At 65.4% G+C, this 25,218-nt stretch carries 19 protein-coding genes; 13 read left to right on the forward strand and 6 right to left on the reverse strand.

All coding sequences use genetic code 11. The features are described from left to right. Positions 1-38: 38 nt before the first annotated feature. From dsbD to dsbG, 3 genes are read left to right on the forward strand one after another with little or no spacing between them, the layout of a single operon-like run. Positions 39-1,751, forward strand: a complete 1,713-nt coding sequence (gene dsbD / locus ACY8GK_RS09080; RefSeq protein WP_462402855.1) for a protein-disulfide reductase DsbD — start codon at positions 39-41, stop codon at positions 1,749-1,751. Beyond that, positions 1,751-2,593, forward strand: coding sequence for a TlpA disulfide reductase family protein (locus ACY8GK_RS09085; RefSeq protein WP_196180172.1), 843 nt, complete (start codon positions 1,751-1,753; stop codon positions 2,591-2,593). The genes dsbD and ACY8GK_RS09085 overlap by 1 nt, the downstream gene beginning before the upstream one ends. After that, positions 2,593-3,351: a thiol:disulfide interchange protein DsbG gene (dsbG, locus tag ACY8GK_RS09090; protein ID WP_196180174.1), complete on the forward strand. Its 759-nt coding sequence runs from the start codon at positions 2,593-2,595 to the stop codon at positions 3,349-3,351. The genes ACY8GK_RS09085 and dsbG overlap by 1 nt, the downstream gene beginning before the upstream one ends. 46 nt (positions 3,352-3,397) lie before the next feature. On the opposite strand, the gene rlmM is transcribed toward dsbG, so the two are convergent. Continuing rightward, positions 3,398-4,459: a 23S rRNA (cytidine(2498)-2'-O)-methyltransferase RlmM gene (gene rlmM, locus ACY8GK_RS09095; protein WP_196180176.1), complete on the reverse strand. Its 1,062-nt coding sequence runs from the start codon at positions 4,457-4,459 to the stop codon at positions 3,398-3,400. A 244-nt stretch (positions 4,460-4,703) separates the two neighbouring features. Here rlmM and acnA point away from each other — a divergent pair, with 244 nt between their 5' ends. Beyond that, the gene (acnA, locus tag ACY8GK_RS09100) at positions 4,704-7,436 is read left to right on the forward strand and encodes an aconitate hydratase AcnA (protein WP_462402856.1); all 2,733 of its coding nucleotides are present in this window, start codon (positions 4,704-4,706) and stop codon (positions 7,434-7,436) included. 184 nt (positions 7,437-7,620) lie between these two features. Continuing rightward, positions 7,621-9,186 (forward strand): methyl-accepting chemotaxis protein, encoded by a 1,566-nt coding sequence (locus ACY8GK_RS09105; RefSeq protein ID WP_196180181.1) that lies wholly within the window; start codon positions 7,621-7,623, stop codon positions 9,184-9,186. A gap of 62 nt (positions 9,187-9,248) precedes the next feature. Here the strand turns inward: ACY8GK_RS09105 and ACY8GK_RS09110 are convergent, their stop codons facing one another. The 3 genes from ACY8GK_RS09110 to ACY8GK_RS09120 form a co-directional block, all read right to left on the reverse strand. Continuing rightward, positions 9,249-10,133 (reverse strand): pseudouridine synthase, encoded by an 885-nt coding sequence (locus ACY8GK_RS09110; RefSeq protein WP_196180183.1) that lies wholly within the window; start codon positions 10,131-10,133, stop codon positions 9,249-9,251. A gap of 51 nt (positions 10,134-10,184) precedes the next feature. Continuing rightward, a complete protein-coding gene (locus ACY8GK_RS09115) occupies positions 10,185-10,490 on the reverse strand; it encodes a transcriptional regulator (RefSeq protein ID WP_196180184.1) in 306 nt (101 codons plus the stop codon). A 103-nt stretch (positions 10,491-10,593) separates the two neighbouring features. After that, the gene (locus ACY8GK_RS09120; protein WP_196180185.1) at positions 10,594-10,830 is read right to left on the reverse strand and encodes a glutaredoxin family protein; all 237 of its coding nucleotides are present in this window, start codon (positions 10,828-10,830) and stop codon (positions 10,594-10,596) included. A 235-nt stretch (positions 10,831-11,065) separates the two neighbouring features. Between ACY8GK_RS09120 and ACY8GK_RS09125 the strand changes: the two genes are divergently transcribed. From ACY8GK_RS09125 to dacB, 8 genes are all read left to right on the forward strand, one after another. Beyond that, positions 11,066-11,380, forward strand: coding sequence for an ElaB/YgaM/YqjD family protein (locus tag ACY8GK_RS09125; protein WP_196180186.1), 315 nt, complete (start codon positions 11,066-11,068; stop codon positions 11,378-11,380). A 9-nt stretch (positions 11,381-11,389) separates the two neighbouring features. Then, on the forward strand, positions 11,390-11,770 hold the full coding sequence (locus ACY8GK_RS09130) for a phage holin family protein (protein ID WP_196180187.1): 381 nt from the start codon (positions 11,390-11,392) through the stop codon (positions 11,768-11,770). Next, complete coding sequence (locus tag ACY8GK_RS09135) at positions 11,767-12,099, forward strand: hypothetical protein (RefSeq protein WP_196180188.1); 333 nt, start codon at positions 11,767-11,769, stop codon at positions 12,097-12,099. Before ACY8GK_RS09130 ends, ACY8GK_RS09135 begins: the two co-directional genes overlap by 4 nt. Positions 12,100-12,302: 203 nt before the next feature. Then, positions 12,303-13,634: a deoxyguanosinetriphosphate triphosphohydrolase gene (locus ACY8GK_RS09140; RefSeq protein ID WP_462402857.1), complete on the forward strand. Its 1,332-nt coding sequence runs from the start codon at positions 12,303-12,305 to the stop codon at positions 13,632-13,634. 283 nt (positions 13,635-13,917) lie between these two features. Next, entirely contained in the window at positions 13,918-14,541 is a 624-nt protein-coding gene (locus ACY8GK_RS09145; RefSeq protein ID WP_196180190.1) for a response regulator transcription factor, read from the forward strand. 8 nt (positions 14,542-14,549) lie between these two features. Next, positions 14,550-18,194, forward strand: coding sequence for a response regulator (locus ACY8GK_RS09150; protein ID WP_462402858.1), 3,645 nt, complete (start codon positions 14,550-14,552; stop codon positions 18,192-18,194). A 132-nt stretch (positions 18,195-18,326) separates the two neighbouring features. Continuing rightward, positions 18,327-18,671 carry a YggL family protein gene (locus ACY8GK_RS09155; RefSeq protein WP_196180192.1) on the forward strand — a complete coding sequence of 115 codons (345 nt, stop codon included), beginning with the start codon at positions 18,327-18,329 and terminating at the stop codon, positions 18,669-18,671. Between the two features lie 210 nt (positions 18,672-18,881). Continuing rightward, complete coding sequence (gene dacB, locus ACY8GK_RS09160; protein ID WP_462402859.1) at positions 18,882-20,345, forward strand: D-alanyl-D-alanine carboxypeptidase/D-alanyl-D-alanine endopeptidase; 1,464 nt, start codon at positions 18,882-18,884, stop codon at positions 20,343-20,345. Between the two features lie 54 nt (positions 20,346-20,399). On the opposite strand, the gene ACY8GK_RS09165 is transcribed toward dacB, so the two are convergent. Together ACY8GK_RS09165 and rlmKL are read right to left on the reverse strand one after the other, a co-directional pair. After that, positions 20,400-22,715, reverse strand: coding sequence for a sensor domain-containing diguanylate cyclase (locus ACY8GK_RS09165; protein WP_462402860.1), 2,316 nt, complete (start codon positions 22,713-22,715; stop codon positions 20,400-20,402). Positions 22,716-22,805: 90 nt separating this feature from the next. Beyond that, positions 22,806-24,998: a bifunctional 23S rRNA (guanine(2069)-N(7))-methyltransferase RlmK/23S rRNA (guanine(2445)-N(2))-methyltransferase RlmL gene (gene rlmKL / locus ACY8GK_RS09170; protein ID WP_462402861.1), complete on the reverse strand. Its 2,193-nt coding sequence runs from the start codon at positions 24,996-24,998 to the stop codon at positions 22,806-22,808. Positions 24,999-25,218: the final 220 nt, after the last annotated feature.

The raw sequence follows: 25,218 nt of genomic DNA on the forward strand, positions 1-25,218 counted from the left end.
CAGCATGGGCGTCCTTCGTGTACTGCCAAGGCGTCGACATGCGTATCCTGCTCCTTCTGTTGACTTTGCTGCTCGCCGGCCCGCTCCAGGCCAATCCGTTCGCCAGCAAGCCGGACTTCCTGCCGGTCGACCAGGCGTTCGTGCTCAGCCATGACCGCTTGCCCGATGGCCAGGTGCGCCTGCACTTTCTGATCCGGGAAGGCTACTACCTTTACCAGAACCGCTTGAAGTTCGACGGTTTGCCACAGGCGCAACGACCGCAGTTGCCTGAGGCGCTGAGCCATCGCGACGAGTTCTTCGGCGAATCGGCCATCTACCGTGGCCAGCTCGAACTGCGTCTGCCCGCCACGGCCAGCGGCCAGCTGCGCCTGGGCTGGCAAGGCTGCGCCGACGCTGGCTTGTGCTATCCGCCCCAGACCACCGTCATCGAGCTGGGCGGCACGGCTGCGGCGACCAGCGCGCTGGCCACCGACCAGGCCCTGGCCAGCGATCTGGGTCGCACCAGCCTGGCCTGGAACCTGCTGGCGTTCTTTGGCCTGGGCCTGTTGCTGGCCTTCACGCCGTGTTCGCTGCCGATGTTGCCGATCCTCGCCGCGCTGGTGCTTGGCAACGCCGCCAGCGCGCGGCGAGGCTGGGCGCTGGCCGGCGTCTATGTGACCAGCATGGCTCTGGTCTATGCCGGCCTCGGTGTGCTGGCGGCGCTGCTGGGGGCCGGCTTGCAGGCATGGCTGCAACAACCCTGGCTGCTGGGCAGCCTGGCGGCGCTGTTCGTGCTGCTGGCACTGCCGATGTTCGGCGCCTTCGAGCTGCAGCTGCCGGCGGCGCTGCGTGACCGACTCGACCGCGTCGGGCAAGCCACCCAAGGTGGCAGCCTGTATGGCGCGGCAGCACTCGGCGCGCTTTCCGGACTGCTGCTGGGCCCATGCATGACCGCGCCACTGGCCGGCGCGCTGCTGTACATCGCGCAAAGCGGCGATGTAGCGCAGGGCGGCCTGGTGCTGTTCGGCCTGGGCCTGGGCATGGGCGTGCCGTTGCTGCTGCTGGTGACCTTGGGCAACCGTTACCTGCCGCGTCCAGGCGCCTGGATGAATCGCATCAAGGGCCTGTTCGGCTTCGTCTTCCTGGGCATGGCGCTGTACACCATGCGCAGTCTGCTGCCGGCGCCGTTACTGCTGGCCCTGCTCGGGGCCTGGCTGGTTGCCCTGGGCTGGGCCGCCTGGCCTGCCCTGCAGCGGATGCCAGCGCTGCGCGCCCTTCCCTTGCTCGGCGGGCTGTGGGGCAGCCTGTTACTGATCGGCGCGGCTGCTGGCGGCGACGATCCCTGGCAGCCACTTCGCCCCTTGGCTGGCCAGCCCCATGCAGAGAACGCCACACGCCGGCCCGAGGCCTTCGTCACGCTGGCGACGCCGGAGGCGCTCGACCGCGAACTCGCTACCGCGCGCCAAGCCGGACAGTGGGTAATGCTGGACTACTCGGCCCAATGGTGCGCCGCCTGCAAGGTCATGGAAAGGCAAGTGTTCTCGCGCCCAGCGGTCCTGGACGCGCTGGCCGGGGTGCGCCTGTTGCGCCTGGACGTCACCGCCGACAGCCCGGCCAGTCGCGAACTGCTGCAGCGTTACCAGGTCCCCGGCCCGCCCAGCCTGATCTGGATCGGACCGGAGGGCGAGGAGCGTCGCCCTCGGCGCATCACTGGCCAGGTCGATGCCGAAGGCTTGCTACGTCACTGGAACCAGACCCGGAGCCAAGGCTGATGCTGACCTTGAACCTCGGGCCGCTGACCCTGGCACTCGAGCATCTGTTGTTGCTGGCCGCCCTGGGCATCGCCAGCCTGGTTGGCTGGTGGACCGCGCGGCGCGGCGGCGAGAACCCTGAAACTGCGCTTTTCCACCTGTTCCTGCTCGGCCTGCTGTGCGCACGCCTGGGGTTCGTCATCCGCTATTGGCCCATGTACCGGGATGACCTGTCGCAGGTGATCGACATTCGAGACGGTGGCTTGCTCTTCGCCACTGGCCTGGCAGGCTTGCTCCTGGGTGCCGGATGGCAAGGCTGGCGCCGTCCTGGTCTGCGCAGGCCGCTGGGCTGGGCCCTGGCCAGTGGCGCGCTGTTCTGGCTCCTGGGCAGCCTGGCTGGCCACCTGTACAACCAAGGCACGCGCCTGCCGCACGAGCTGGTCCTGCGTGACAGCCAGGAACGCCCCGTGGCGCTGCAGACCTACCGCGGCCGCCCGCTGGTGGTCAATCTGTGGGCCACCTGGTGCCCGCCGTGTCGACGCGAGATGCCCGTGCTGCAGCAAGCCCAGCAAGAATACCCGAACGTGACCTTCGTGTTCGTCAACCAGGGCGAGACGCCGGAGACGGTCGGCAACTTCCTCGCCGCAACTGGCCTGGACCTGACCCACGTGCTGTTCGACGGCACAGGCCAGCTGGCTCGGCGCGTAGGCTCCATGGCCCTGCCCACGACCCTGTTCTACGACGCCGAAGGCCACCTGATCGACAGCCACCTGGGCGAGCTCTCGCGCGCCAGCTTGCGCCATGCACTGGCGCCGATCGACCGAGCCGCCGCGTCGAACCCTGCCCTACAAGGAAACCAATGATGCGATCTTCCCTGCTCCTGCCGCTTGCCTTCGCCATGCTCGGCGCTCCCGTACTGCATGCCCAGACCCTGCCCGAACCGATTCGCCAGCTGCAAGACAAGGGCGCGGTGATCAAGGGCCGCTTCGATGCCCCGGCAGGCCTGCGTGGCTACGCCGCCGAATACCAGGGCAACGGCATTGCGCTGTACCTGACCGCGGACGGCCAGCACGCGCTGGTCGGCAGCCTGTTCGACGCGAAAGGCCAGGACCTGAGCGCCGAACCCCTGCAAAGGCTGGTCCATGGCCCGCTGGACGAAGCCGCCCTGGCCAGCCTGGAAAAGTCCGCCTGGATCGCCGACGGTCAGGCCGACGCGCCTCGTATCGTCTATGTGTTCAGCGACCCCAACTGCCCCTACTGCAACATGTTCTGGCACCAGGCCCGGCCCTGGGTCGAATCCGGCAAGGTGCAACTGCGTCACGTCATGGTCGGCATCATTCGTCAGGACAGCCTGGGCAAGTCCGCGGCGCTCCTGGCGGCGAAGGACCCGGTCAAGGCCCTGGCCGAGCATGAACAGGCGGGCAAGGGCAGCACGCTCGAGCCGCTGGCAAGCGTTGCGCAAGCCATACAGGAAAAACTCGAGAACAACCTGGCACTGATGCAGTCTCTGGGCGTGTCCGCCACGCCCGCGATCTTCTACCGGGACGACCAGGGCCGCCTGCAACGCCAGCAGGGCGCGCCCAGCACGCAAGCACTCACCGCGATCCTCGGCAGGCGCTGAGCGGAAGCCGGGCGGCTTGCAGCGTCCCGGCGCGGCGGCTTGCGAACTACCGCTTGAGGTCCAGGCGCCGCAGGTAGCAGGTGACCTCCTCGCGATCATGGTACAGCTGCTTGCAGGCGATCGAGACCTTGACCTTGCGCGCCTTGAACCCCGCCTCCATGCGCTCGAGCAGACGGCGCACCTCGGCATGGCGCTGCTTCATCGGCAGCTTGAGGTTGACGATCGCTTCGCGGCACAGCCCCTCGCCCAGCCAGGTCTCGATCAGCGCCGCGGTCCGTGCGGGCTTCTCGACGATGTCGCAGACCATCCAGTCGACCGTATGCTTCGGCTGCCAGGTGAAGCCATCAGCCATCAAGTGCTGGACCAGGCCGGTATCCATCAGGCTCTCGGCCATCGGGCCATTGTCGATGGCGGTCACCAGCATGCCGCGACGCACCAGTTGGTAAGTCCAGCCACCGGGCGAGGCGCCCAGGTCGACGCCGGTCATGTCATCGGACAGGCGCAGGTCCCACTGCGCACGGGGAATGAACTGGTGCCACGCTTCCTCGAGCTTGAGGGTCGAGCGGCTGGGCGCCTCGCGGGGAAACTTCAGGCGCGGGATGCCCATCGGCCAATGTGCCGAGTTGCCCGGCTCGGCCAGGCCAAGGAACACCCGCCGGCCGCTGATGAACGTCAGCAGCAGACGCGGTGCCTGTGCGTCTTCGACCAGAAGGCCAGCCTTGGTCAGCGCCTTGCGCAAGGGCACTTCGAACTTGCGGCAGAACGTCGACAGTTCCTTGCCCTCGTTGGTATCGAGCACTTCGAGCCAGAGGCTGCCGCAGGCTGGGTGCTCGGCCAGCGTCTCGAGCAGCACGCCTACGCGGTCCTGCTCGGGCAGGTCGACGAAGCGTCCACGGGCCCACTGGCGAACGAAGATCAGCTGGTCGAAGCGCAGCCCCCGCACCAGCCGTTCGGCCCCGCCCGGTTCCAGGCAGATGAATTCGGCGCAGGCGCTGTGCGGCTTGCTTCGCGCATAGCCGGGCACCCCCAGGCGGGCGGCATGTTCGCTGATTTCGGCGCAGACTTCGCCCTCGAAACCGGGCCGGCAATGCATGAACAGGGTATCCATCTTCACTCCACGATGACGGCGCGCCTGGCGTGCGCCCTGATGACCCGCAGGAGATGCGGCGACAAAGGCGGCGAATGATAAAGGAAGTCTGAACCGCCGACACGTCCTGCCGGTCCAGTATTGAGTCAGGCCGGGCAATGCCGCCCGGCCCTCGAGCCCGGTCCGTGCCGTGCGGGCCCTCATAGAGCGGTGACACCGGCACCCTTCTGGATGTGCCGGGCGCCGGTGCAGAAAGGAGTTGGCAATGCCCTCGCTCGATAGCCTGAAGACACTCGATACCTTGCACGTGGGCGACCGCGTCTACCATTACTACAGCCTGCCCGCAGCCGCACGCCAACTGGGTGACCTGCAGCGCCTGCCCATGTCGCTCAAGGTGTTGCTGGAGAACCTGCTGCGCTGGGAAGACGGCGAGACCGTCAGGCGCGACGATCTGGTCGCCCTGGCCAGCTGGCTACAGGACAAGCGTTCCGACCGCGAGATCCAGTACCGCCCTGCGCGCGTCCTGATGCAGGATTTCACCGGCGTGCCGGCGGTGGTCGACCTGGCCGCGATGCGCGCCGCGATGGCCAAGGCCGGCGGTGATCCGCAACGCATCAACCCGCTGTCGCCGGTCGACCTGGTGATCGACCACTCGGTGATGGTCGACAAGTACGCCAGCGACGAGGCGTTCGCCGAGAACGTCGAGATCGAGATGCAGCGCAACGGCGAGCGCTACGCCTTCCTGCGCTGGGGCCAGGACGCGTTTGACAATTTTCGGGTAGTGCCGCCCGGCACCGGCATCTGCCACCAGGTCAACCTGGAATACCTGGGCCGCACGGTCTGGACACGCGAGCAAGACGGCCGCACCTTCGCCTTCCCCGACACCCTGGTCGGAACCGATTCGCATACCACCATGATCAACGGCCTCGGTGTGCTGGGCTGGGGCGTAGGCGGGATCGAGGCGGAAGCGGCCATGCTCGGCCAGCCGGTCTCGATGCTGATTCCCGAGGTCATCGGCTTCAAGCTCACCGGCAAACTGCGTGAAGGCATCACTGCCACCGACCTGGTGCTGACCGTGACACAGATGCTGCGCAAGAAGGGCGTGGTCGGCAAGTTCGTCGAGTTCTATGGTGACGGACTGGCGCAGCTGCCCCTGGCCGACCGTGCCACCATCGCCAACATGGCCCCTGAATACGGCGCTACCTGCGGCTTCTTCCCGGTCGACGAAGTCACCCTCGACTATTTGCGCCTTTCCGGCCGGCCGGCAGAGACGGTGCAACTGGTCGAAGCCTACTGCAAGGCCCAGGGCCTCTGGCGCCTGCCGGGCCAGGAACCGGTCTTCAGCGACGCTCTGTCGCTGGACATGAACGAGGTGGAGGCCAGCCTGGCCGGCCCCAAGCGGCCCCAGGACCGTGTCGCCCTGTCGCGCGTCGCCTCGGCCTTCCAGGGCTTCCTCGACCTGCAGCCCAAGTCGCTGGCCAAGGACATCGGCCGGCTGGAAAGCGAAGGTGGCGGTGGCGTGGCCGTGGGCAACGCCGAACAGACTGGCGCCGACCTGCATGAAGATGACCTGCAGCTGCGCGATGGCGCGGTGGTCATCGCGGCGATCACCTCGTGCACCAACACGTCCAACCCCAGCGTGATGATGGCCGCCGGCCTGGTCGCCAGGAAGGCCGTGGAAAAAGGCTTGCAGCGCAAGCCGTGGGTCAAGAGCTCACTGGCGCCCGGCTCCAAGGTGGTCACCGACTACTACCAGGCCGCCGGCCTGACGCAGTACCTCGACGAGCTGGGCTTCGACCTGGTCGGCTACGGCTGCACCACCTGCATCGGCAACTCCGGCCCGCTCGACGAAGCAGTCGAGCAAGCCATCACCGACAACGACCTCACCGTCGCCTCGGTGCTGTCAGGCAACCGGAACTTCGAAGGGCGGGTACACCCGCTGGTCAAGACCAACTGGCTGGCCTCTCCCCCCCTGGTGGTGGCCTATGCCCTGGCCGGCAGCGTACGCCTGGACCTGGAAAGCGACCCGCTGGGAACCGGCAAGGACGGCCAGCCGGTCTACCTGCGCGACATCTGGCCGAGCCAGCAGGAGATCGCCGAGGCCGTGGCCAAGGTCGACACCGCGATGTTCCACAAGGAATACGCCGAAGTCTTCGCCGGCGACGCCCAATGGCAAGCCATCGAGGTTCCCCAGGCTGCCACCTACGTCTGGCAGCAAGATTCCACCTACATCCAGCATCCACCCTTCTTCGAAGACATCGCAGGCGCCCCCCCTGTCATCGAGGATATCCAAGGCGCGCATATCCTGGCCTTGCTCGGCGACTCGGTGACCACCGACCACATCTCGCCGGCTGGCAACATCAAGGCCGACAGTCCGGCTGGGCGCTACCTGCGCGACAAGGGCGTACAGCCGCGCGATTTCAACTCCTATGGCTCGCGACGTGGCAACCACGAAGTGATGATGCGCGGCACCTTCGCCAACATCCGCATCCGCAACGAAATGCTCGGTGGCGAGGAAGGCGGCAACACCTTGCATGTGCCCAGCGGCGAAAAGCTGGCGATCTACGACGCAGCCATGCGCTACCAGGCCGAGAACGTCCCGCTGGTGGTGATCGCTGGTCAGGAGTACGGCACCGGCTCGAGCCGTGACTGGGCGGCCAAGGGCACCAACCTGCTAGGGGTCAAGGCCGTGCTGGCGGAGAGCTTCGAGCGCATCCACCGCTCCAACCTGGTGGGCATGGGCGTACTGCCGCTGCAATTCAGGGCCGGGCAGGACCGCAAGCAGCTCGGTCTGACCGGCAAGGAGCGCATCGACGTACGTGGCCTTGGTGGCGCGACCCTGCGTCCGGGCATGAGCCTGCCCCTGCGGATCACTCGCGAGGATGGGCGGATCGAGGACATCGAGGTGCTGTGCCGCATCGACACCTTGAACGAGGTGGAGTACTTCAAGGCAGGCGGCATCCTGCACTATGTGCTGCGCCAGCTGATCGCTGCCTGATCGTAGCCAGGCCCCGGTGGTCTCCGGGGCCTGACGCCATCGCGGTTCGCTGAGGCCTTGCACCCACCGGACGTGTGCCGCTTGCCGGCAAGCCTGGCGCGGCTGCGGTACGCCTGCAAATAAACCCTCAACTAAGCTCGCGACGTGCCGATAGCTGTGGAAAGCCTTGCGGATTGAACAGCAGATGCGTAACAACCAGCCGATCACCCAGAGAGAACGGACCTTCCCTGCCCACCAGCGGTTGATCTCGACCACCAATGCCAAGGGTGTCATCACCTACTGCAATGAAGACTTCATCGAGATCAGCGGGTTTTCCCGCGAGGAGCTCGTGGGCGCGGCGCACAACCTGGTACGCCATCCCGACGTGCCGCCTGCCGTCTTCGCCCACATGTGGCAGACGCTCAAGCAAGGCCTGCCCTGGATGGGCATCGTCAAGAACCGCTGCAAGTCCGGCGACCACTACTGGGTCAACGCCTACGTCACGCCGATCTTCGACAACGACCAGGTGGTCGGTTTCGAGTCGGTGCGGGTCAAGCCGACCGCCGAGCAAATCCGCCGGGCCGAGGCGTTGTACCAGCGGCTGACCCAGGGCAAGCCGGCGGTGCCGCGGCGCGACAAGTGGCTGCCCGTGCTGCAGGACTGGCTGCCGTTCATCCTGGTCAGCCAGGTCGGTTTCCTGATCGGCAGCTGGGTCGGCCACTGGTGGGGCTTCGCCCTGGCCGCCGGGCTCAGCGTGCCGCTCGGCCTGCTGGGCCTGGGCTGGCAGCAGCGTGGCATCAAGCGCCTGCTGCGCCTGGCCGAGCAGACCACGTCGGATCCGCTGATCGCCCAGATGTATACCGACAGCCGCGGTGTCCAGGCACGTCTGGAAATGGCCATGCTCAGCCAGGATGCACGGATGAAGACCTGCCTGACGCGCCTGCAGGACAGCGCCGAGCACCTCAGCGACCAGGCCCGACAGTCCGACGAGCTGGCGCACAAGAGTTCCACCGGTCTGGAGCGCCAGCGTGTCGAGACCGAGCAGGTCGCCGCCGCGGTGAACCAGATGGCCGCCACGACCCAGGAAGTGGCCAACCATGTCCAGCGCACCGCCGATGCCACCCAGCAAGCCAACCGCCTGACTAGTGAGGGCCGGCAGATCGCCGGCGAGACCCGCGAGGCCATCGAGCGTCTGTCCACGGCCGTGGGCGAGACCGGCCAGACCGTCACCCAGCTGGCCAAGGACAGCGACGAGATCGGCGGCGTGGTGGATGTGATCAAGGGCATCGCCGACCAGACCAACCTGCTGGCGCTCAACGCTGCCATCGAGGCCGCGCGCGCTGGCGAGATGGGTCGTGGCTTCGCGGTGGTCGCCGACGAAGTACGTCAGCTGGCCCAGCGCACGGCCGAATCCACCGGGCAGATCCACACGTTGATCGCCAAGCTGCAACAAACCGCCAACAATGCCGTGCTGACCATGGAGAACGGCCATCGCCAGGCCGAGGAAGGCGTAGCTCGAGTCATGCAGGCCGACCAGGCTTTGCTGGGCATCAGCGACGCGGTGGCCAACATCACCGACATGGCGACGCAGATCGCCGCGGCAACCGAGGAGCAGACAGCGGTGGCCGACGAGATCAGCCGCAATATCAGCACCATCGCCGAGCTGGCCGACCAGACCTCCGAACAGGCCCAGCATTCGGCGTTGTTGAGCGAGGAGCTGACCCGTACGGCGAACGGGCAGTACTCGCTGGTGGAGCGGTTCAACCGGTAGCGGGCAGACGACGAAGAGGTGCCTGGGCCCTGTCCGGACCCGGTAGCTGGTTCAGGCGCTCGCTACCAGTCCAGCGCCAGTTCGCTTTCGAAGCGTCGGGGGCGCCCAGTCAGCGGATCGTCGAAACTCAGGGTCTTGGCCAGCAACTTGAGCGGACGTCGATGATCGTCCTGCTCCTGGCGCAGTCGCGGATAGAACGGATCATTGCAGATGGCAGCCCCAAGGGCGGCCATGTGCACGCGCAGCTGATGGGTCTTGCCGGTGACTGGGGAAAGACCGTAGCGCCATAACTCGCCATTGCGCTCGAGCACCTGGGCGATGGTTTCAGTGTTGGCTGCCCCCGGCACTTCGCGCATGCGGAAAAACGGCTCGCCATGCTCCAGCCGGCTCCGGTGCACCCGCGGAAAGTCCAGGCCGGGCAAGGCGGGAGCGATCGCCTGGTAGTGCTTGACGATGCGGCGCTGCGGAAACAACCCCTGGTAGGCACCCCGGCTCTCGGGATCGGCCGAAAACAGCACCAGCCCCGCGGTATGTCGATCGATGCGGTGCAGAGGCACCAGGTGGGGATTGTCCAGTCGGCGGATCAGGCGCCGCAGCAAGGTCTGCTCGACATATTCGCCGGTCGGCGTGACCGGAAGGAAATGCGGCTTGTCGGCGACCACCAGGTGCTGGTCCATGTACAAGATGGTTTCACGCACCGGGATCGGCTTTTCGTTCGGCACTTCGCGAAAGTAATGCAGGCGCATGCCGCGCTTGTAGGGCAGGTTGGCGTGCACGGGCTGGCCGGCGCCATCGAGCACGCGTCCCCGGGCGAACCGGTCGAGCCAGCATTCGCGGCTGATCGCCTTGAAATGATCGCACAGACAGTCGAGCACGGTGTTCCAGGCCCCGGCGGGGAGACAGACGGTACTGGCTTGCTGGCGTGCCGGATCGAAAGGCGCGGTCATGTGAAGGCTCGGCGGCTGGACGGCCGGGCATTATCCCCCATGCCCGCCCGATCAACCAGCCTCGACGGTTTCGCACTGCGCCTTCAGCCAGCGCAGGACCTGTACCGGCTCCCAGCGGCTCGGATCGTAGAGCGCGTACATCTGGCCCTGGTAGCCCACCACATCGAGGGGGCGATGATAGCCGGCACGCTGGAACAGTGCCTCGACCTCGGCGAAACAGGTATTGAAATGCACCTTGCCGAACGGCGTGCGCGCATCGCTTACCAGCCCGTCGAGGCGCAGCTCCAGGGCCGCCTCCAGCACCAGGTCGGGAGACATGTGGTTGATGCTGTACTTGAGTTGCTCGACATTGACCATCGGCCGTTCCCTACCGCCATAACTGTATATACATACAGCTTAGCGGCGAGCGATGTCTTGCGTCAAATGCCGCGACGGTAGCTCACGCCCGAGCTGACCCGGCTCATCGCAGGAAGGTCGCCAGCTGTTCGGCCGCGAAGGGCCAGTCGAGCTCCGCCCCGCTGTCGCAGCGACGCAATACCGGGATGCGCAACCCGTAGCGATCGAAGAGGCCCTGCTGCTCGGCTATATCGACCAGTTCGACCAGCAGTCCATTCTCGACGAACGGCATCAGCACGGCTTCGGCGACTTCGCAAAGATGGCACCCCGGGGTGCTGAACAGTTGACATTCGGGGAGCATCGCCAGGTCCCTCCAGGCTGAGGATGGACGGTAATTCTAGGCTCGCTGGCGGTTCCAGGCCACCAGCCGCGAGCTCGAGGCTTCAAGCTGATCGTCTGCAACTGCCAGAAAAGCGCACGGCCGCAAGAGCAGCGCGCATCTGCTTGTGGCTTGCGGCTCATCGCTCGAGGCTCGCTGAACCTTCCGCCTGTCCGGACACTCGAACCCAGCACACACACTTGCAGGGAGAGACCTAATGGCCAGCCAATCGGCAAAGAATGCTCAGGAAATCTTGATGGCTGACTTCCAGGCCTTGGTGCGCGATACCGAGAAACTGTTGGCCGATACCGCGGACCTGGCGGGTGACCAGGCCGACCAGTTGCGTGGGCAGATCAAGGAGCGCCTGCTGAGCGCCCGCCAGAGCCTGGAACTGACCCAGGACTCGGTCTGCCAGCGCAGCCAGGAAACGCTGGGCGCGGCCGAGGAATATGTACGGGAAAAACCCTGGCAGGCCGTTGGCATTGCCGCTGGCGTCGGCTTGCTGATCGGTCTGCTGGCCAATCGCGGTTGAGGTCTGGCCATGGATAACGAAACCCCAGACACAGGCAGCGCAGCAACGGCCAGACGCCTCGGCGCCGCCGTGCTCGGCCTGGCGCACGGTCATATCGAACTGTTCGGCATCGAGCTGCAGGAGCAGAAGACTCGTACCTTGAGCCTGTTGCTGTTCGCTGGGCTGGGCCTGGTCTTCGCGCTGCTGCTGCTCAGCGCGCTGTCCGGCCTGTTGCTGGTACTGCTGTGGGACAGCTATCGACTGGCTGGCATCATCGGCCTGTGCGTATTCTATGCGCTCGCCGCGCTGTTCTGCGGCCTGCGCCTGAAGGCGGCGGTGTCCGATCATTCCTCGCCCTTCGGCGCCACCCTCGAAGAACTTGCCAAGGACCGGGAGCGCCTGTTGCCATGAGCCTGCCTGAGACCCCCGTCACGCGAAACCCCCGTGAGCTGCGCAAGGCGCTCTTGCGCCTGCGCATGGAAATGCATCGCCAGGAAATCCGCCAGGAATCGGCCCACCTGCTGTCACCGCTCGAGCGCCTACGCAACATGGGCAACACCTTGCAAGGCGGCATGGGCCTGAGCCATGCACCGCTGTGGGGGCTCGGCGCGGTCACGGCCCTGGGCTTTCTCACTGGCAAGGGCGTTCGCAGCCGCAGCCTGCCGCGCATGCTGCGGCTGGCCGCGACGGTCGGACCGCTGCTGCGAATATTTCTGAAAAGTCGTCGTTCCCGACATTGAGCGCCCTGTGCATGCACGGGCGCCTCGCGGGGAGCTAGGCTTGTACGAAAGCCGCCCCAGCGGCGACCAGGCACGGCGAAACGGGCAAGCAGGCATGGTCACGGGTGCAAATGAGCATTCCGAGCCTGTTCTCAACGTAGCATGACGGTCGCGCGAGTACTTTCGTACCAAGCCTCGGCCACCAACCCACCGGAGAAGATACCTTGGACTGGGACACCCTGCTGACCCGCGAACGCCTGGGCAAGGCCTTGTACAGCCCCGAGGAACTCGGTCGCAGTCCGTTCCACAAGGACCATGACCGGGTCATCTTCTCCGGGGCCTTTCGCCGCCTGGGCCGCAAGACCCAGGTGCATCCGGTCACCAGCAACGACCACATCCATACCCGCCTGACCCACTCGCTGGAAGTCAGCTGTGTCGGCCGCTCGCTGGGCATGCGGGTTGGCGAGATGCTGCGTGGCGCCTTGCCTGACTGGTGCGCCCCGAGCGACCTGGGCATGATCGTGCAGTCGGCCTGCCTGGCGCACGACATCGGCAACCCACCGTTCGGCCACTCCGGCGAAGACGCCATCCGCCACTGGTTCCAGCAGGCGGCCGGACGCGGCTGGCTGGACGACATGAGCGACGACGAGCGCGGCGATTTTCTCCATTTCGAAGGCAACGCCCAGGGTTTTCGCGTGCTCACGCAACTGGAGTACCACCAGTTCGAAGGAGGCATGCGCCTGACCTACGCCACCCTTGGCACCTACCTCAAGTATCCCTGGAGTGCCCGGCATGCCGATGCGCTGGGCTACAAGAAGCACAAGTTCGGCTGTTACCAGAGCGAGCTGCCCCTGCTCGAGCAGATCGCCGCCAGGCTGGGCCTGCCGCAGGTGGCGCCACAGCGCTGGGCGCGCCATCCCCTGGTCTACCTGATGGAGGCGGCCGACGACATCTGCTACGCCCTGATCGACCTGGAAGATGGCTTGGAAATGGAGCTGCTGCGCTACAGCGAGGTCGAGTCGCTGCTGCTGAGCCTGGTCGGCGACGACTTGCCCGAAACCTATCGCCAGCTCGGCCCAGGTGACTCGCGTCGCCGTCGGCTGGCCATCTTGCGCGGCAAGGCCATCGAACACCTGACCAATGCGGCAGCGCGGGCCTTCGTGGAACAACAGCCGGCGCTGCTCGCCGGGACCCTGTCCGCTGACCTGGTCGAACACATGCATGGCCCGGCCAAGCGCTGCGTGCTCCAAGCCAAGGACATCGCACGCCGGAAGATCTTCCAGGACAAGCGCAAGACCCTGCATGAAATTGGCGCCTACACGACCCTCGAGATCTTGCTCAACGCTTTCTGCGGCGCAGCCCTGGAGCAACACGGCGGGCGCACGCCGTCATTCAAGAGCCAGCGTATCCTCGACCTGCTGGGCAACAACGCGCCTGATCCGCATGGCAGCCTGCATGCCGCATTCCTGCGCATGATCGATTTCATCGCCGGCATGACCGACAGCTATGCCAGCGACATGGCCCACGAAATGACCGGGCGTACGAGCCTGCGCTGACCCCCTGGCTTGCAGCTCGTGGGTCAGACATCCTGGTGAAGGGGTGATTTTTGCACGATATTTCCCACATCCGTTCCGTGCGCCAAACAATTCGTTTGGCGCTTGCTTCATTGAAGCCCGCATCAGTTGTTCCAACAGCATGGCCTGTCGCTAGTCGTAGTACAGGAGAGTTTTTTCTGTAAGCCTTTTCCTAGAAGCAAACTATCCAGCCAACTATCGTGTCCGCCGACTTGCAACTGAGCTAAGGTGCCATCTGCCTCTGACACCTCCATGGAAAGTTGCTATGCATTCTGTCTTTATTGTCGACGACCATCCTGTCATCCGCTTGGCCGTTCGCATGTTGCTGGAAAACCAGAATTACAAGGTGGTCGGTGAATCTGACAACGGCGTGGATGCGGTGCAGATGATACGCGAGAGCCGGCCCGACCTGGTGATTCTCGACATCAGCATTCCCAAGCTCGACGGGCTGGAGGTGCTGGCTCGCTTCCAGGCCATGGCGCTGCCGCTGAAGGTACTGGTACTGACCGCGCAGTCGCCTTCGCTTTTCGCGATACGCTGCATGCATTCGGGGGCGGCGGGATATGTCTGCAAGCAGGAAGACTTGAGTGAACTGCTCAGCGCAATCAAGGCAGTATTGTCTGGCTACAATTATTTTCCCAGTGAGGCCATCAATCCTGCCCCGGAAAATGAAACAAATAATGACTTGGAACTGTTCCGCCTGGTCAATGATCGCGAACTGATGGTCCTGCAACTTTTCGCCCAGGGAAGAAGCAACAAGGAGATCGCCTTGGGCATGTTCCTGAGCAACAAGACCGTCAGTACCTACAAGAAGCGCCTCATGCAGAAACTGCGTGTCGGCTCGCTGGTCGAGCTCATCGATATGGCCAAGCGCAACGCACTGGTCTGATGCCGGCCATGCGCACGCGACTGGCAACGGCGCTTCTCGCAGCGCTGCTGCTCGCAATCGTTCTGCCGGCCCGCGCCGCAAGCAGCGAACCTGCGCAGCTGACGTTGCTGGCGCGCGGGCATGCCTCGCCCGTCCAACTGACGCCGACCGCCGAACAGCGGCGCTGGATACAGGCTCGCCAGGTGCTGCGGCTCGGCACTTCCGCTCCGGACTACCCACCTTTCGACATCAGCTCCGGTGGTCGCGACTATCAGGGGCTGACCGCGGACTACGCCGGGCTGGTGGCCTCGAGCCTCGGTCTGCCGGTCGTGGTCATGCGCTTCGCCAATCGCCAGGCTGCCGTACAGGCCCTGAAACAAGGGCGGATCGACCTGCTCGGCAGCGCCAATGGCTTCGAGGCTGTCGCCAGCGACCTGGTACTGTCGATGCCCTATGCCATCGACCAACCCGTACTGGTCACGCGCGAGGACGAGACACGGCCGCTCGATACCGGCCTCAATGGCCTGCGCCTGAGCATGCTCTACCACTACCTGCCGCTCGAGGAAGTCCACGCCAGCTACCCTGGCGCCGCGCTGCGAACGTTTCCTTCCTCGGCCCACGCGCTCAATGCGGTCGCCTTCGAACAGGCCGATGTGTTCATCGGCGATACCATCTCCACCCATTACCAGATCAACCAGGGCCATCTGCCCAACCTGAAGATGGCCAACTTCGGCAAGCACGAACCGGTTGGGTTCGGCTTCGCCCTGCGCCGCAGCGACACGCCCCTGCTCGAGCTGGTCAACGCCGTCCTCATGGGTGCCTCCGGCGCTGTGCGCAAGGACATCTTCGACCGCTGGACCGCGGGCAGCGACAAACTGCTGAGCGATCGCAAGCTGCAACTATCCCCTGGCGAGCAGCGCTGGCTGGAAGACAACCCGGTGATGCGGGTCGTCGTCAACGAGACGGCCGCGCCGCTGACGTTCTTCGACAACAATGGCAATTTCCGGGGTATCGCCGCCGACCTGCTCGAACTGATCCGGGTCCGTACCGGCCTGCGCTTCGAGGTACGCAGGGCTTCGGGCATCCGCGACATGGTCAGCCAGGTTCGCGAAGGCAAGGCCGATGTCATCGCGGCGATCTCCTCCGGCGAACAGTACGGCGACCTACTCACCATCAGTCGCCCCTACCTGGAGAACTCCTACGTGCTGGTCGGTCGCAGCGGCGACAACAGGCCGAGCTCGCTCGAGCAGCTGGCCGACGGCCGCGTGGCCATGACCTACGACAGCACCCTGGCAGGCCTGCTGACCAGGCGCTATCCGAGAATCCGACGCATCGATACCGATAGCACCCTGCAGGCCGTGACGCTATTGACCAGCGGCCAGGTCGACGCCGTCATCACTTCGCTGGTCGATGCCAACCATGCGGTGGCTTCGCACCCCGGCCTGACGATACGCAGCACGGTCGGCACCCAGCCCGCGACCTTCTCCATGGCCACGCCCCGCCAGTCCCGGGCACTGGCCACGATCATCGACAAGGCGCTGTTGAGCATCACGCCCGAGGAACTGGGGGTGATCAACAGTCGCTGGCGCGGCTACAGCAGCCACGACGATGCCTACTGGCAGAGCTACCAGCGAATTGCCCTGCAGGTGGTCGTCGGGACCGGGTCGCTGCTGTTGCTGTCACTGGTCTGGAACGCTCGCCTGCGCCGGCAAATCCGCCAGCGCCGGCAAGCGGAGCGCGCCCTGAGTGACCAGATGGCGTTCATGCGTGCGTTGCTCGACGGCACGCCCCACCCCATGTACGTACGCGACCGCGACGGGCGCATGCAAAGCTGCAACCAGAGCTACCTGGACACGGTCCAGGCCGATGCCGAGCAGGTCCTGGGCAAGCGTCTGGACGAAGGTGTCCTGAGCGACTGCGACTATACCCGGCAGATCCAGGCGGACTATTTCAAGGTGATGGCCGAAGGCAAGCCGCTGATCACCGATCGCCCCTTGCGCCTGCAAGACCGGGAGCTGACGATCTACCACTGGATACTGCCCTACCGGGACTCGCTGGGCACGATACAAGGCATCATCGGGGGCTGGATCGACATCAGCGAGCGGCGGGAGCTGGTCCAGGACCTGCGCCTGGCCAAGCAGCAGGCCGAGGACGCCAACCGTGCCAAGAGCACTTTCCTGGCCACCATGAGCCACGAAATCCGTACGCCCATGAACGCCATCATTGGCATGCTGGAACTCGCGCTCCGGCATCTGGACCAGGGCAAGCTCGACCGCTCCACCATTGCCGTCGCCTACCAGTCCGCCAACGACCTGCTGGGCCTGATCGGCGACATCCTCGATTTCGCCCGGATCGAGTCCGGGCATCTGACCTTGAGCCCGGAGCCCGTGGCGATCGCCGAGCTGGTGGAATCGGTGCGCCGGATGTTCGACGGCCTGGCCCGGCAGAAGGGCCTGGCTTTGCAAGCCGCCATCACTGCGGCCGCCGATTGCCACGCACTGCTCGATCCACTGCGCTTCAAGCAAGTCCTGTGCAACCTGGTGGGCAATGCCATCAAGTTCACCGAGCATGGCCAGGTCCGCATCAGCGTGGACGTGCAGGAGCAGGACGAACCGCCTCGCGCCCGGCTCGCCCTCGAGGTGCGCGACAGCGGCATAGGCATCCACGAGGCGGATCTCAAGCGCTTGTTCAATCCGTTCGTCCAGGCCGCGCCCAACAGCGATGCGGCGCGTGCCGGCACTGGGCTTGGGCTGGTGATCAGCAAGGCGATCTGCGACATGATGGGTGCCACCCTGCACATGGATAGCCTGCCGGGCGTGGGCACGCGGGTCAGGCTGTCGATGCCGCTGCAACGGGTCCGTGTGCTGCCCGCGCCACCTTGCGCGGTCTCGGTCGCTGCGCCTGATGCTCGCCTGAACGTCCTGGTGGTGGATGATCATCCGGCCAACCTGATGCTGGTGGCCCAGCAGCTGGATTTCCTTGGCCTGCGCCATGAAGGCGCCAAGGATGGCGACGAGGGCCTGCGACTCTGGCGCAAGGGCGATTTCGATGTGCTGATCGTCGACTGCAACATGCCCAGCATGAACGGCTACCAGCTGGCCCGCCAGATCCGCCGCGAGGAGACTGGCCGGAATCGGCGCTGCACCATCCTGGGCTACACTGCCAACGCCCAGCCCGAGGTACGCCAGCGCTGCCTCGACGCCGGGATGGATGATTGCCTGCTCAAGCCTATCGACCTGCAGGCGCTTGGCCGACGCCTGGCCGGAATCGTCGCCGGTGGCGAGCCTGCCAGGCGCGGCCGGCCCCGGCCTTTCGAGCTCGAAGGTCTGGCAGCCATCGTTGGCGATGACCAGACGGCGCGCACGCGCCTGCTCCAGACATTGCACGCCTCGCTCAGGCAGGACTTGCTGGCGCTTATGGCGCTGGACCCGGACCGCCACAGGCAGGCGCTGGCGGAGCAGGCGCACAAGATACTCGGCGCGGCCCGCATGCTCGAAGCCAAGGCCCTGATGCGCGCCTGCGAGGCGCTGGTTCACCTTCCTGCCGACATGCCAGGCAGACAGGTCAGGCTTCTGCGCCAAGCGCTGGCCCGTCACATGCGCAGGGCCGAGCATGCGCTGGAGAAAGAAATTCCGCCCATGGAGGATTTGCCTGGCGACGCGGCCTCGCCCTGACGGCCAATCCTGGCGCTGCCTGGCGAAGACGGCTCCGGCGCCAGCAACCATGGGCATCGGCAGAGCGCAAGCAGGCGCCGACACGCTTTAGCTGGTAGACTGCGCCGCGATATCACCTAAGAGGATTGTTTCATGGCCACTAACCGCTCCCGTCGTCTGCGCAAGAAGCTGTGTGTCGACGAGTTCCAGGAACTGGGCTTCGAGCTGAACCTGGAGTTCAAGGAAGACCTGGATGACCAGGCGATCGACGCATTCCTCGATGCTTTCCTCGACGAAGCCATGGATGCCAACGGCCTGGACTATGTCGGCGGCGACGATTTCGGCCTGGTTTGCCTGGCCAAGCGCGGCTCGGTCAGCGAAGAGCAGCGCAGCGCTGTCGAAGCCTGGCTCAAGACGCGTCCGGAACTGACCAAGATCGAGCTCAGCCCGTTGCTCGATGCCTGGTATCCGGACAAGCCGATCAATTCGGCATCCTGATACCTGGCCGGGCCGGCCGGGACCTGCGTCGAGGTCCCGGCCGGCCCGTTCCGTCGTTACGGCCCGTGGCTTGCCGCCCGGACGTCGTAGCGGTTTTCCGTCGAACGTGACGCAAGGCACCCGCGCTTGGGGCATAATGCGCACTTGTCTCATGGGGCAACCATCCTTACAGCCCCGTTTTCTTCCCTCGTCCGCAGGGTCCAAGCGCTCATGATCAAATTGCTCCGCCCATTGTTGCTCGCCGGCCTGCTTCTGCCACTGGCGCTCCCCTCTCACGCCGCCCCCGTCAACACCACTCTGCCGCCCAAGGTGCAACAGGCCCTCAAGGCCAACAAGCTGCAGGATTCGGCCCTGTCGCTGGTGATGCTGCCGCTCGACGGCCCGGGCACGCCCACGGTGTTCAATGCCGATGTGTCGGTCAACCCGGCGTCGACCATGAAACTGGTCACCACCTACGCGGCCCTGGAGCTGCTGGGTCCGACCTTCCAGTGGAAGACCGAATTCTTCACCGATGGCCAATTGAGCAACGGCGTGTTGGCCGGCAACCTCTACCTCAAGGGTGGTGGCGATCCGAAGCTGAACATGGAAAAGCTCTGGCTACTGATGCGAGACCTGCGCGCCAATGGCGTACGAACGATTAGCGGCGACCTGGTGCTCGATCGCAGTCATTTCGTGCAGCCCAACCTGCCGCAGTTCGTTGACGATGGCGGCGACCTCAACAAGCCGTTCCTGGTCAAGCCCGACTCGCTGCTGGTCAATCTCAAGGCCTTGCGCTTCGTGGCGCGCAACGATGGCGGCAAGGTCCTGGTGTCGGTCGAGCCTCCGATCGCCAACATTCGCATCGACAACCAGGTCAAGGCGATCGCCTCCCGGCAATGCTCGGGCGAAGTACGCTACAACCCGGTGACCGAGGCCAATGGGGTCAGCGTGGTGGTCACTGGCCAGCTCGGCGAAGGCTGCAATTCGCAGACCTACCTGTCGCTGCTGGATCATCCAACCTATGCTGCCGGCGCGGTGCGGGCGATCTGGAGCGAACTGGGGGGCACCATCCAGGGCCGCGATCGCGTCGAGAACGTGCCCAAGGATGCGCGCCTGCTGGCCCGCGCCTTTTCTCCCGACCTGGTCGAAGTGATCCGCGACATCAACAAATACAGCAACAACACCATGGCCCAGCAATTGTTCCTCAGCCTGGGCGCGCAGTTTCGCACCGATGCCGATGGCGACGATGCCAGGGCCGCGCAGCGGGTGATCCGGCAATGGCTGGCGCGCAAGGGCATCACGGCGCCTCATCTGGTGATGGAGAACGGCTCGGGCCTGTCGCGCGCCGAACGGGTCAGCACACGCGAGATGGCGGCCTTGTTGCAGGCGGCCTGGAAGAGCCCCTATGCGGCCGAATTCATCAGCTCCATGCCCCTGGTAGGCATGGACGGCACCATGCGCAAGCGCCTCAAGCGCACCGCGGTGACTGGCGAAGGCCATATCAAGACCGGCACGCTCAATACCGTGCGTGCCATCGCGGGCTTCAGTCGGGACAACAATGGCCATACCTGGGCAGTGGCCGCGATCCTCAACGACCCCAAACCCTGGGGCGCTGCGGCGGTACTCGATCAGGTGCTGCTGGACTTGCACCGCCAGCCCGGCCTTGGCTCCAGCACGGTGAGCAACAAGCCCTGACCGGCCCTGGCACGTCCCGCTGCCGGCATGCTGCGCGCCGGGACGGGCAACGGTTCAGGCGGGTTCGACCTCGACCCGGTCGCGCCCGGCCTGCTTGGCGGCATAGACCAGCGCATCGGCCCTGAGCAGTAGAGAGTCGATCCCTTCGCCAAGCCGCCAGCCAACCACGCCGAAGCTGGCCGTGACCTGCCCTACGCCCTCCACCGCGGCGCCGCGCACGCCCTGCCACAGTTGCAGCGCCAGACAGCGCGCCTGTTCTGCGCTACTGCCGGGGCACAGGACGATGAATTCCTCGCCACCCAGGCGGCAGAAAACATCGCTGCGTCGCAGGCGCGCACCGATGCTCTGACACAGGCTGAGCAGCACCTGGTCGCCAGCGGCATGGCCGAATCGATCGTTGATGCGCTTGAAATGGTCGACATCCAACATGATCACCGCCAGGTCCAGCCCATCTCGCCTGGCTCGTTCCAGCTCGTGCTCGATCCGCTGCTCAAAGTAGCGCCGGTTGTACACGCCGGTCAGCGCGTCGGTGATGGACAGGGTCCGCAGCTCCTCTTCGACGCGCTTGAGATCGGAAATGTCGCTTAGGTAGCCATGCCATAGCGTACCGCCGCCCTCGACGCGCTCTGGGGTCGCCTCGCCCCTGACCCAGCGCGTCCCGGACTCGGGCAGCAGCACCCGATACTCCTCTCGCCATGGCGCAAGGTCCCGGGCGGACTGGACGATGGAAGCCGCTACCCGCGCCTGGTCGTCAGGATGGATACGCTCGAACACGGCCGAGCCATCCTCGCGCAACAACCTGGGCTCGATTTCGTAGATGTCGCGCAAGCCTTCGCTGGCATAGCTGAAACAGCAACTGCCATCAGGGAAACGGCGGAACTGGTAGATCCCCCCTGGCACCTGGGCGCTGAGCTTCTCCAGCAAGCGGTCACGCTCGGCCAACGCCTCATGACTGCGCCGGCGCTCGGTGACATCGATGCAAATGGCCAGGTGTCCCGACCAGAGGCCCTGCTCATCGAATACCGCCGTCACCAGCATGTTCGCCAGCAACCGGGAGCCGTCCTTGCGTACCAGCGTCCATTCGCCTGGCTCCCCTCCGGCGCGCTGCGCGGTTTCGGCGAACATCGCCTGGCCAGGCGCGATCTGTCGTCCATAGCGCAGGCTCAGTATCCGCGCGCGACGCTCCAGCTCCTGCGGCTCGACCAGGTCGCCGAGCGTCAGACACCCGACCGCCTCGCCCGCCGAATACCCCAGCATGCGTTCGGCACCGGCATTGAAGGTGCTGACCACGCCCTTGAGCGTCGTGGCGATGATCGCCACCTGGGTGGCCGCGTCGAGCACGCTGCGCAATCGATGATCCGCGTCGCGCAAGGCCTGTTCACTGAGCTGGAGTTCGGCGGTACGTTGCGCGATCACGCCCAAGGCTCGTTGGCGCTGGCTGAGCAGGCGGTACAGCAAGCCCCCCGCGAGCAGGCTCAACAGACCACCCAGCACACTGGTGATCGCGACCAGCGCCGAGCGATTGTGCCGGAGGAAGACCAGGCTGGGCCGGATGACCAGTTCATACTGCCGGTTCGCGACGGGCAAAAGGCGTCTGCTGCTCAGGTCCAGGGTGGCAGGCGTATTGGGCGAGACATACAGTGCCTGACCCACCGCGCCATTGGAGACATCGTACAGACGCAGCGCCAAATCCTCGTCCGCCCCGCCTGGAAACCGGTTGCCCATCAGTTCGGCAAGATTCGCCAGCGCAAACACGTAGCCGGCGGGAGGTGCCGCGCCTGACGTGGCAGGCATCACCGGCGCGAGCAGCATCAGCGTGGCGCCCTGTTCGGCACCCGTGAAAGTCAAGGGTGCCGCAACGGCCGGGCCTGCTGTCGCCTCGGCCTGGCCAAGCGCCGTCGCTACGGTTTCGATCCCACGAAGATCGCGACCGACCAGCGATGCCTGCGCACCGGCTGGCTCGACATACTGCACCGGATAGTGACGACTGCGTGCTGGCGCAGGCACCTCGAGCCGCTGCGCCGACTCGACACGCGGCGCCCATCCATAGGCGAAACCCGTGTGCAGCGAGCCACGGACAAAGCCTGCGAACGTGTCAAGATCGCCTACATCCAAATAGCTCAGGAACCCCCGCAAGCTGTCCAGACTAACGGCTTGCCTGGCCAGGCGCTCGGCAACCTGGCTGTGTCGCTCGTTCGCCAGCAGGTCGAAACGCTGATGCAGCTGCTGCTGGGACAACCTATGGGCAGTCATGGCCACTGCTGCGGTCAACAGCCCGCCAGCCACCGCCGCGCCCAATGCAGCCATCCAGGGCGAAAGCGACTCGCTGGCGAAGCCGAGCATCTTCGAACGTGCGCCATACCTGGGCATAAAGCTTTCTCGACGGGTCAGCGCCCTGTACCTCCATGGTTCCCGCGGCCTTTATAACCACTGGCTACCACCGCTGCAACAGCTGGCGCCTCAGCGCAGCCGCAGGCTCCAGGCACGATGGATCTTCGGGTTGCGCGCAAAGTCCGGGTCGAGCGTGTGGCGGCTGATTTCTTCCACGGCATAGCGTTCGGCCAGATGCGGATCGAGTTCGAAGCGACGGAAGTTGTTGGAAAAATAAAGCACGCCGCCAGGCGCCAGGCGCGCCATGGCCAGGTCGAGCAGTTGCACATGATCGCGCTGCACATCGAACACCCCTTCCATGCGCTTGGAATTGGAAAAGGTCGGTGGATCGATGAAGATCAGGTCGTAGCTGTCCCGGCAGGCTTGCAGCCAGGCCATCACGTCGCCTTGTTCCAGGCGGTGGCGATCGGAGAAGCCGTTGAGCGAAAGATTGCGACGCGCCCAGTCCAGGTAGGTGCGGGACAGGTCGACGCTGGTGGTTTCCCGTGCCCCGCCCTTGGCCGCGTGCACCGTTGCCGTGGCGGTGTAGCAGAACAGGTTGAGGAATCGCTTGCCGGCGGCCTCGCGCTGGATACGCATGCGCATCGGCCGATGGTCAAGGAACAGGCCGGTATCGAGGTAGTCGGTCAGGTTGACCAGCAGCTTGGCACCACCTTCGTCGACCTCCATGAACTGCCCCTGGCTCGCCTGGCGCTGATACTGGCGAGTACCGGTCTGCCGCTCGCGACGCTTGAGCACCACCCGCCCCGCAGGCACGCCCAGCGCCTGCGGAATCGCCGCCAGGGCATCGAGCAGACGAGCCTGGGCCTTGTCCGGGTCGACCGAGCGCGGCGCAGCGTATTCCTGCACATGCACCCAGTCCTGGTACAGATCGACCGCCAGGGCATATTCAGGCATGTCGGCATCGTAGAGACGATAACAGCCTACCTGCTCGCGCCGGGCCCACTTGCCCAGTTGCCTGGCATTCTTCTGCAGGCGGTTGGCGAACATCTGCGCGCCTTCGCTCAGGCGTGCCGGCTCGCTAGCGGTCGATGCCTGGACAGGCTCGTGCCCAGGCGTCGGGGCCGACCGCTGGCGCTCACCCGTCACGAACTGGTCAGGCTGAACCTTGATCAGGAGCAGCTTGCAAGGCAGTGCGCCGTTCCAGAAGGCGTACTGCTTGTGGCTGCGCAGGCCCATGCGCTTGCCCAGCTCCGGAGCGCCGGTGAAGACGGCCGCCTCCCAGCCCATGCATGCCTGGCGCAGACGCTCGCCAAGGTTCTGGTAGAGATACAGCAAGCTGGCCTCGTCGCCCAGCCGCTCGCCGTAGGGCGGGTTGCAGATCACCAGGCCTTTCTGGTTCTGGTCCGGGCGTGGTTCGAAGGTGCCGACTTCACCCTGGTAGATCTTGACCCAGTCGCCCAGGCCGGCGCGATCGACGTTGTTGCGTCCAGGCTGGATCAGGCGCGGATCGGCTTCGTAGCCACGAATCCACGACGCCGGTCGGGCCTTGCCGGCTTCGGCGCGGGCCTGCGCCTGGTCATGCACCTTGCGCCACAGCGCCGGCACGTGGCCAAGCCAGCCGCTGAAGCCCCAGCGTTCGCGCTTGAGGTTGGGAGCGATATCGGCTGCCATCATGGCGGCCTCGACCAGGAACGTCCCGACGCCACACATCGGGTCGGCCAGTGCGCCACCGGCGGCGGCGATCCGTGGCCAACCGGCCCGGATCAGCACCGCCGCGGCAAGGTTTTCCTTGAGCGGCGCGGCGCCCTGCTGCAGGCGGTAACCACGTTGATGCAAGCTGTGCCCGGACAGATCCAACGACAGGATCGCCTCGCCCCGCTCCAAACGCAGATGGACCCGCACGTCAGGGTCGAGCTTGTCCACCGAAGGCCGTCGGCCGTCACGGTCGCGAAGCTTGTCGACGATGGCGTCCTTGACCTTGAGCGCGCCGAAATGAGTGTTGTCGATGCCCGAGCCATGGCCGCTGAACTCTACCGCCAGCGTCCCATCGGCGGCCAGGTGGTCCTGCCAGTCGACGTCATGCACGCCTTGATACAAGTCATCGGCGTTGCTCATGGTGAAGCGCTCGAGCACCAGCAGCACGCGGTTGGCCAGGCGCGACCAGAGACATAGCCGATAGGCCGTCTCCATGTCGCCCGCACCACGGATCGCCGAGGTATGTTCACGCACATCGAGCAGGCCGAGGCCGCGGGCTTCTTCCGCGAGCAAGCCTTCGAGGCCCTTGGGGCAGGTTAGGTAGAGTTCGTAGCGATCCGACATGACAAATCCAGGCCTTTGGTGGCTGTAGGGGACCAGGCGCGCACGCCTGGCCGATGTTTGCCCGGTTGCCTTTCCAGGGACATCCGGGTGGCGTCCCGAAGCCGGGAGCGCCAGTGCCAGGGGCACAAGGGGCCGAGCCCCTTGGATCGCCCAGCGAGAAAAAAATTTCCGCAAGCAGGGCCAAAGCGACCCTTCGTCGTATTACCCGATGCTGGCTACT

The organism is Pseudomonas sp. Marseille-QA0332 (genome assembly GCF_054950175.1).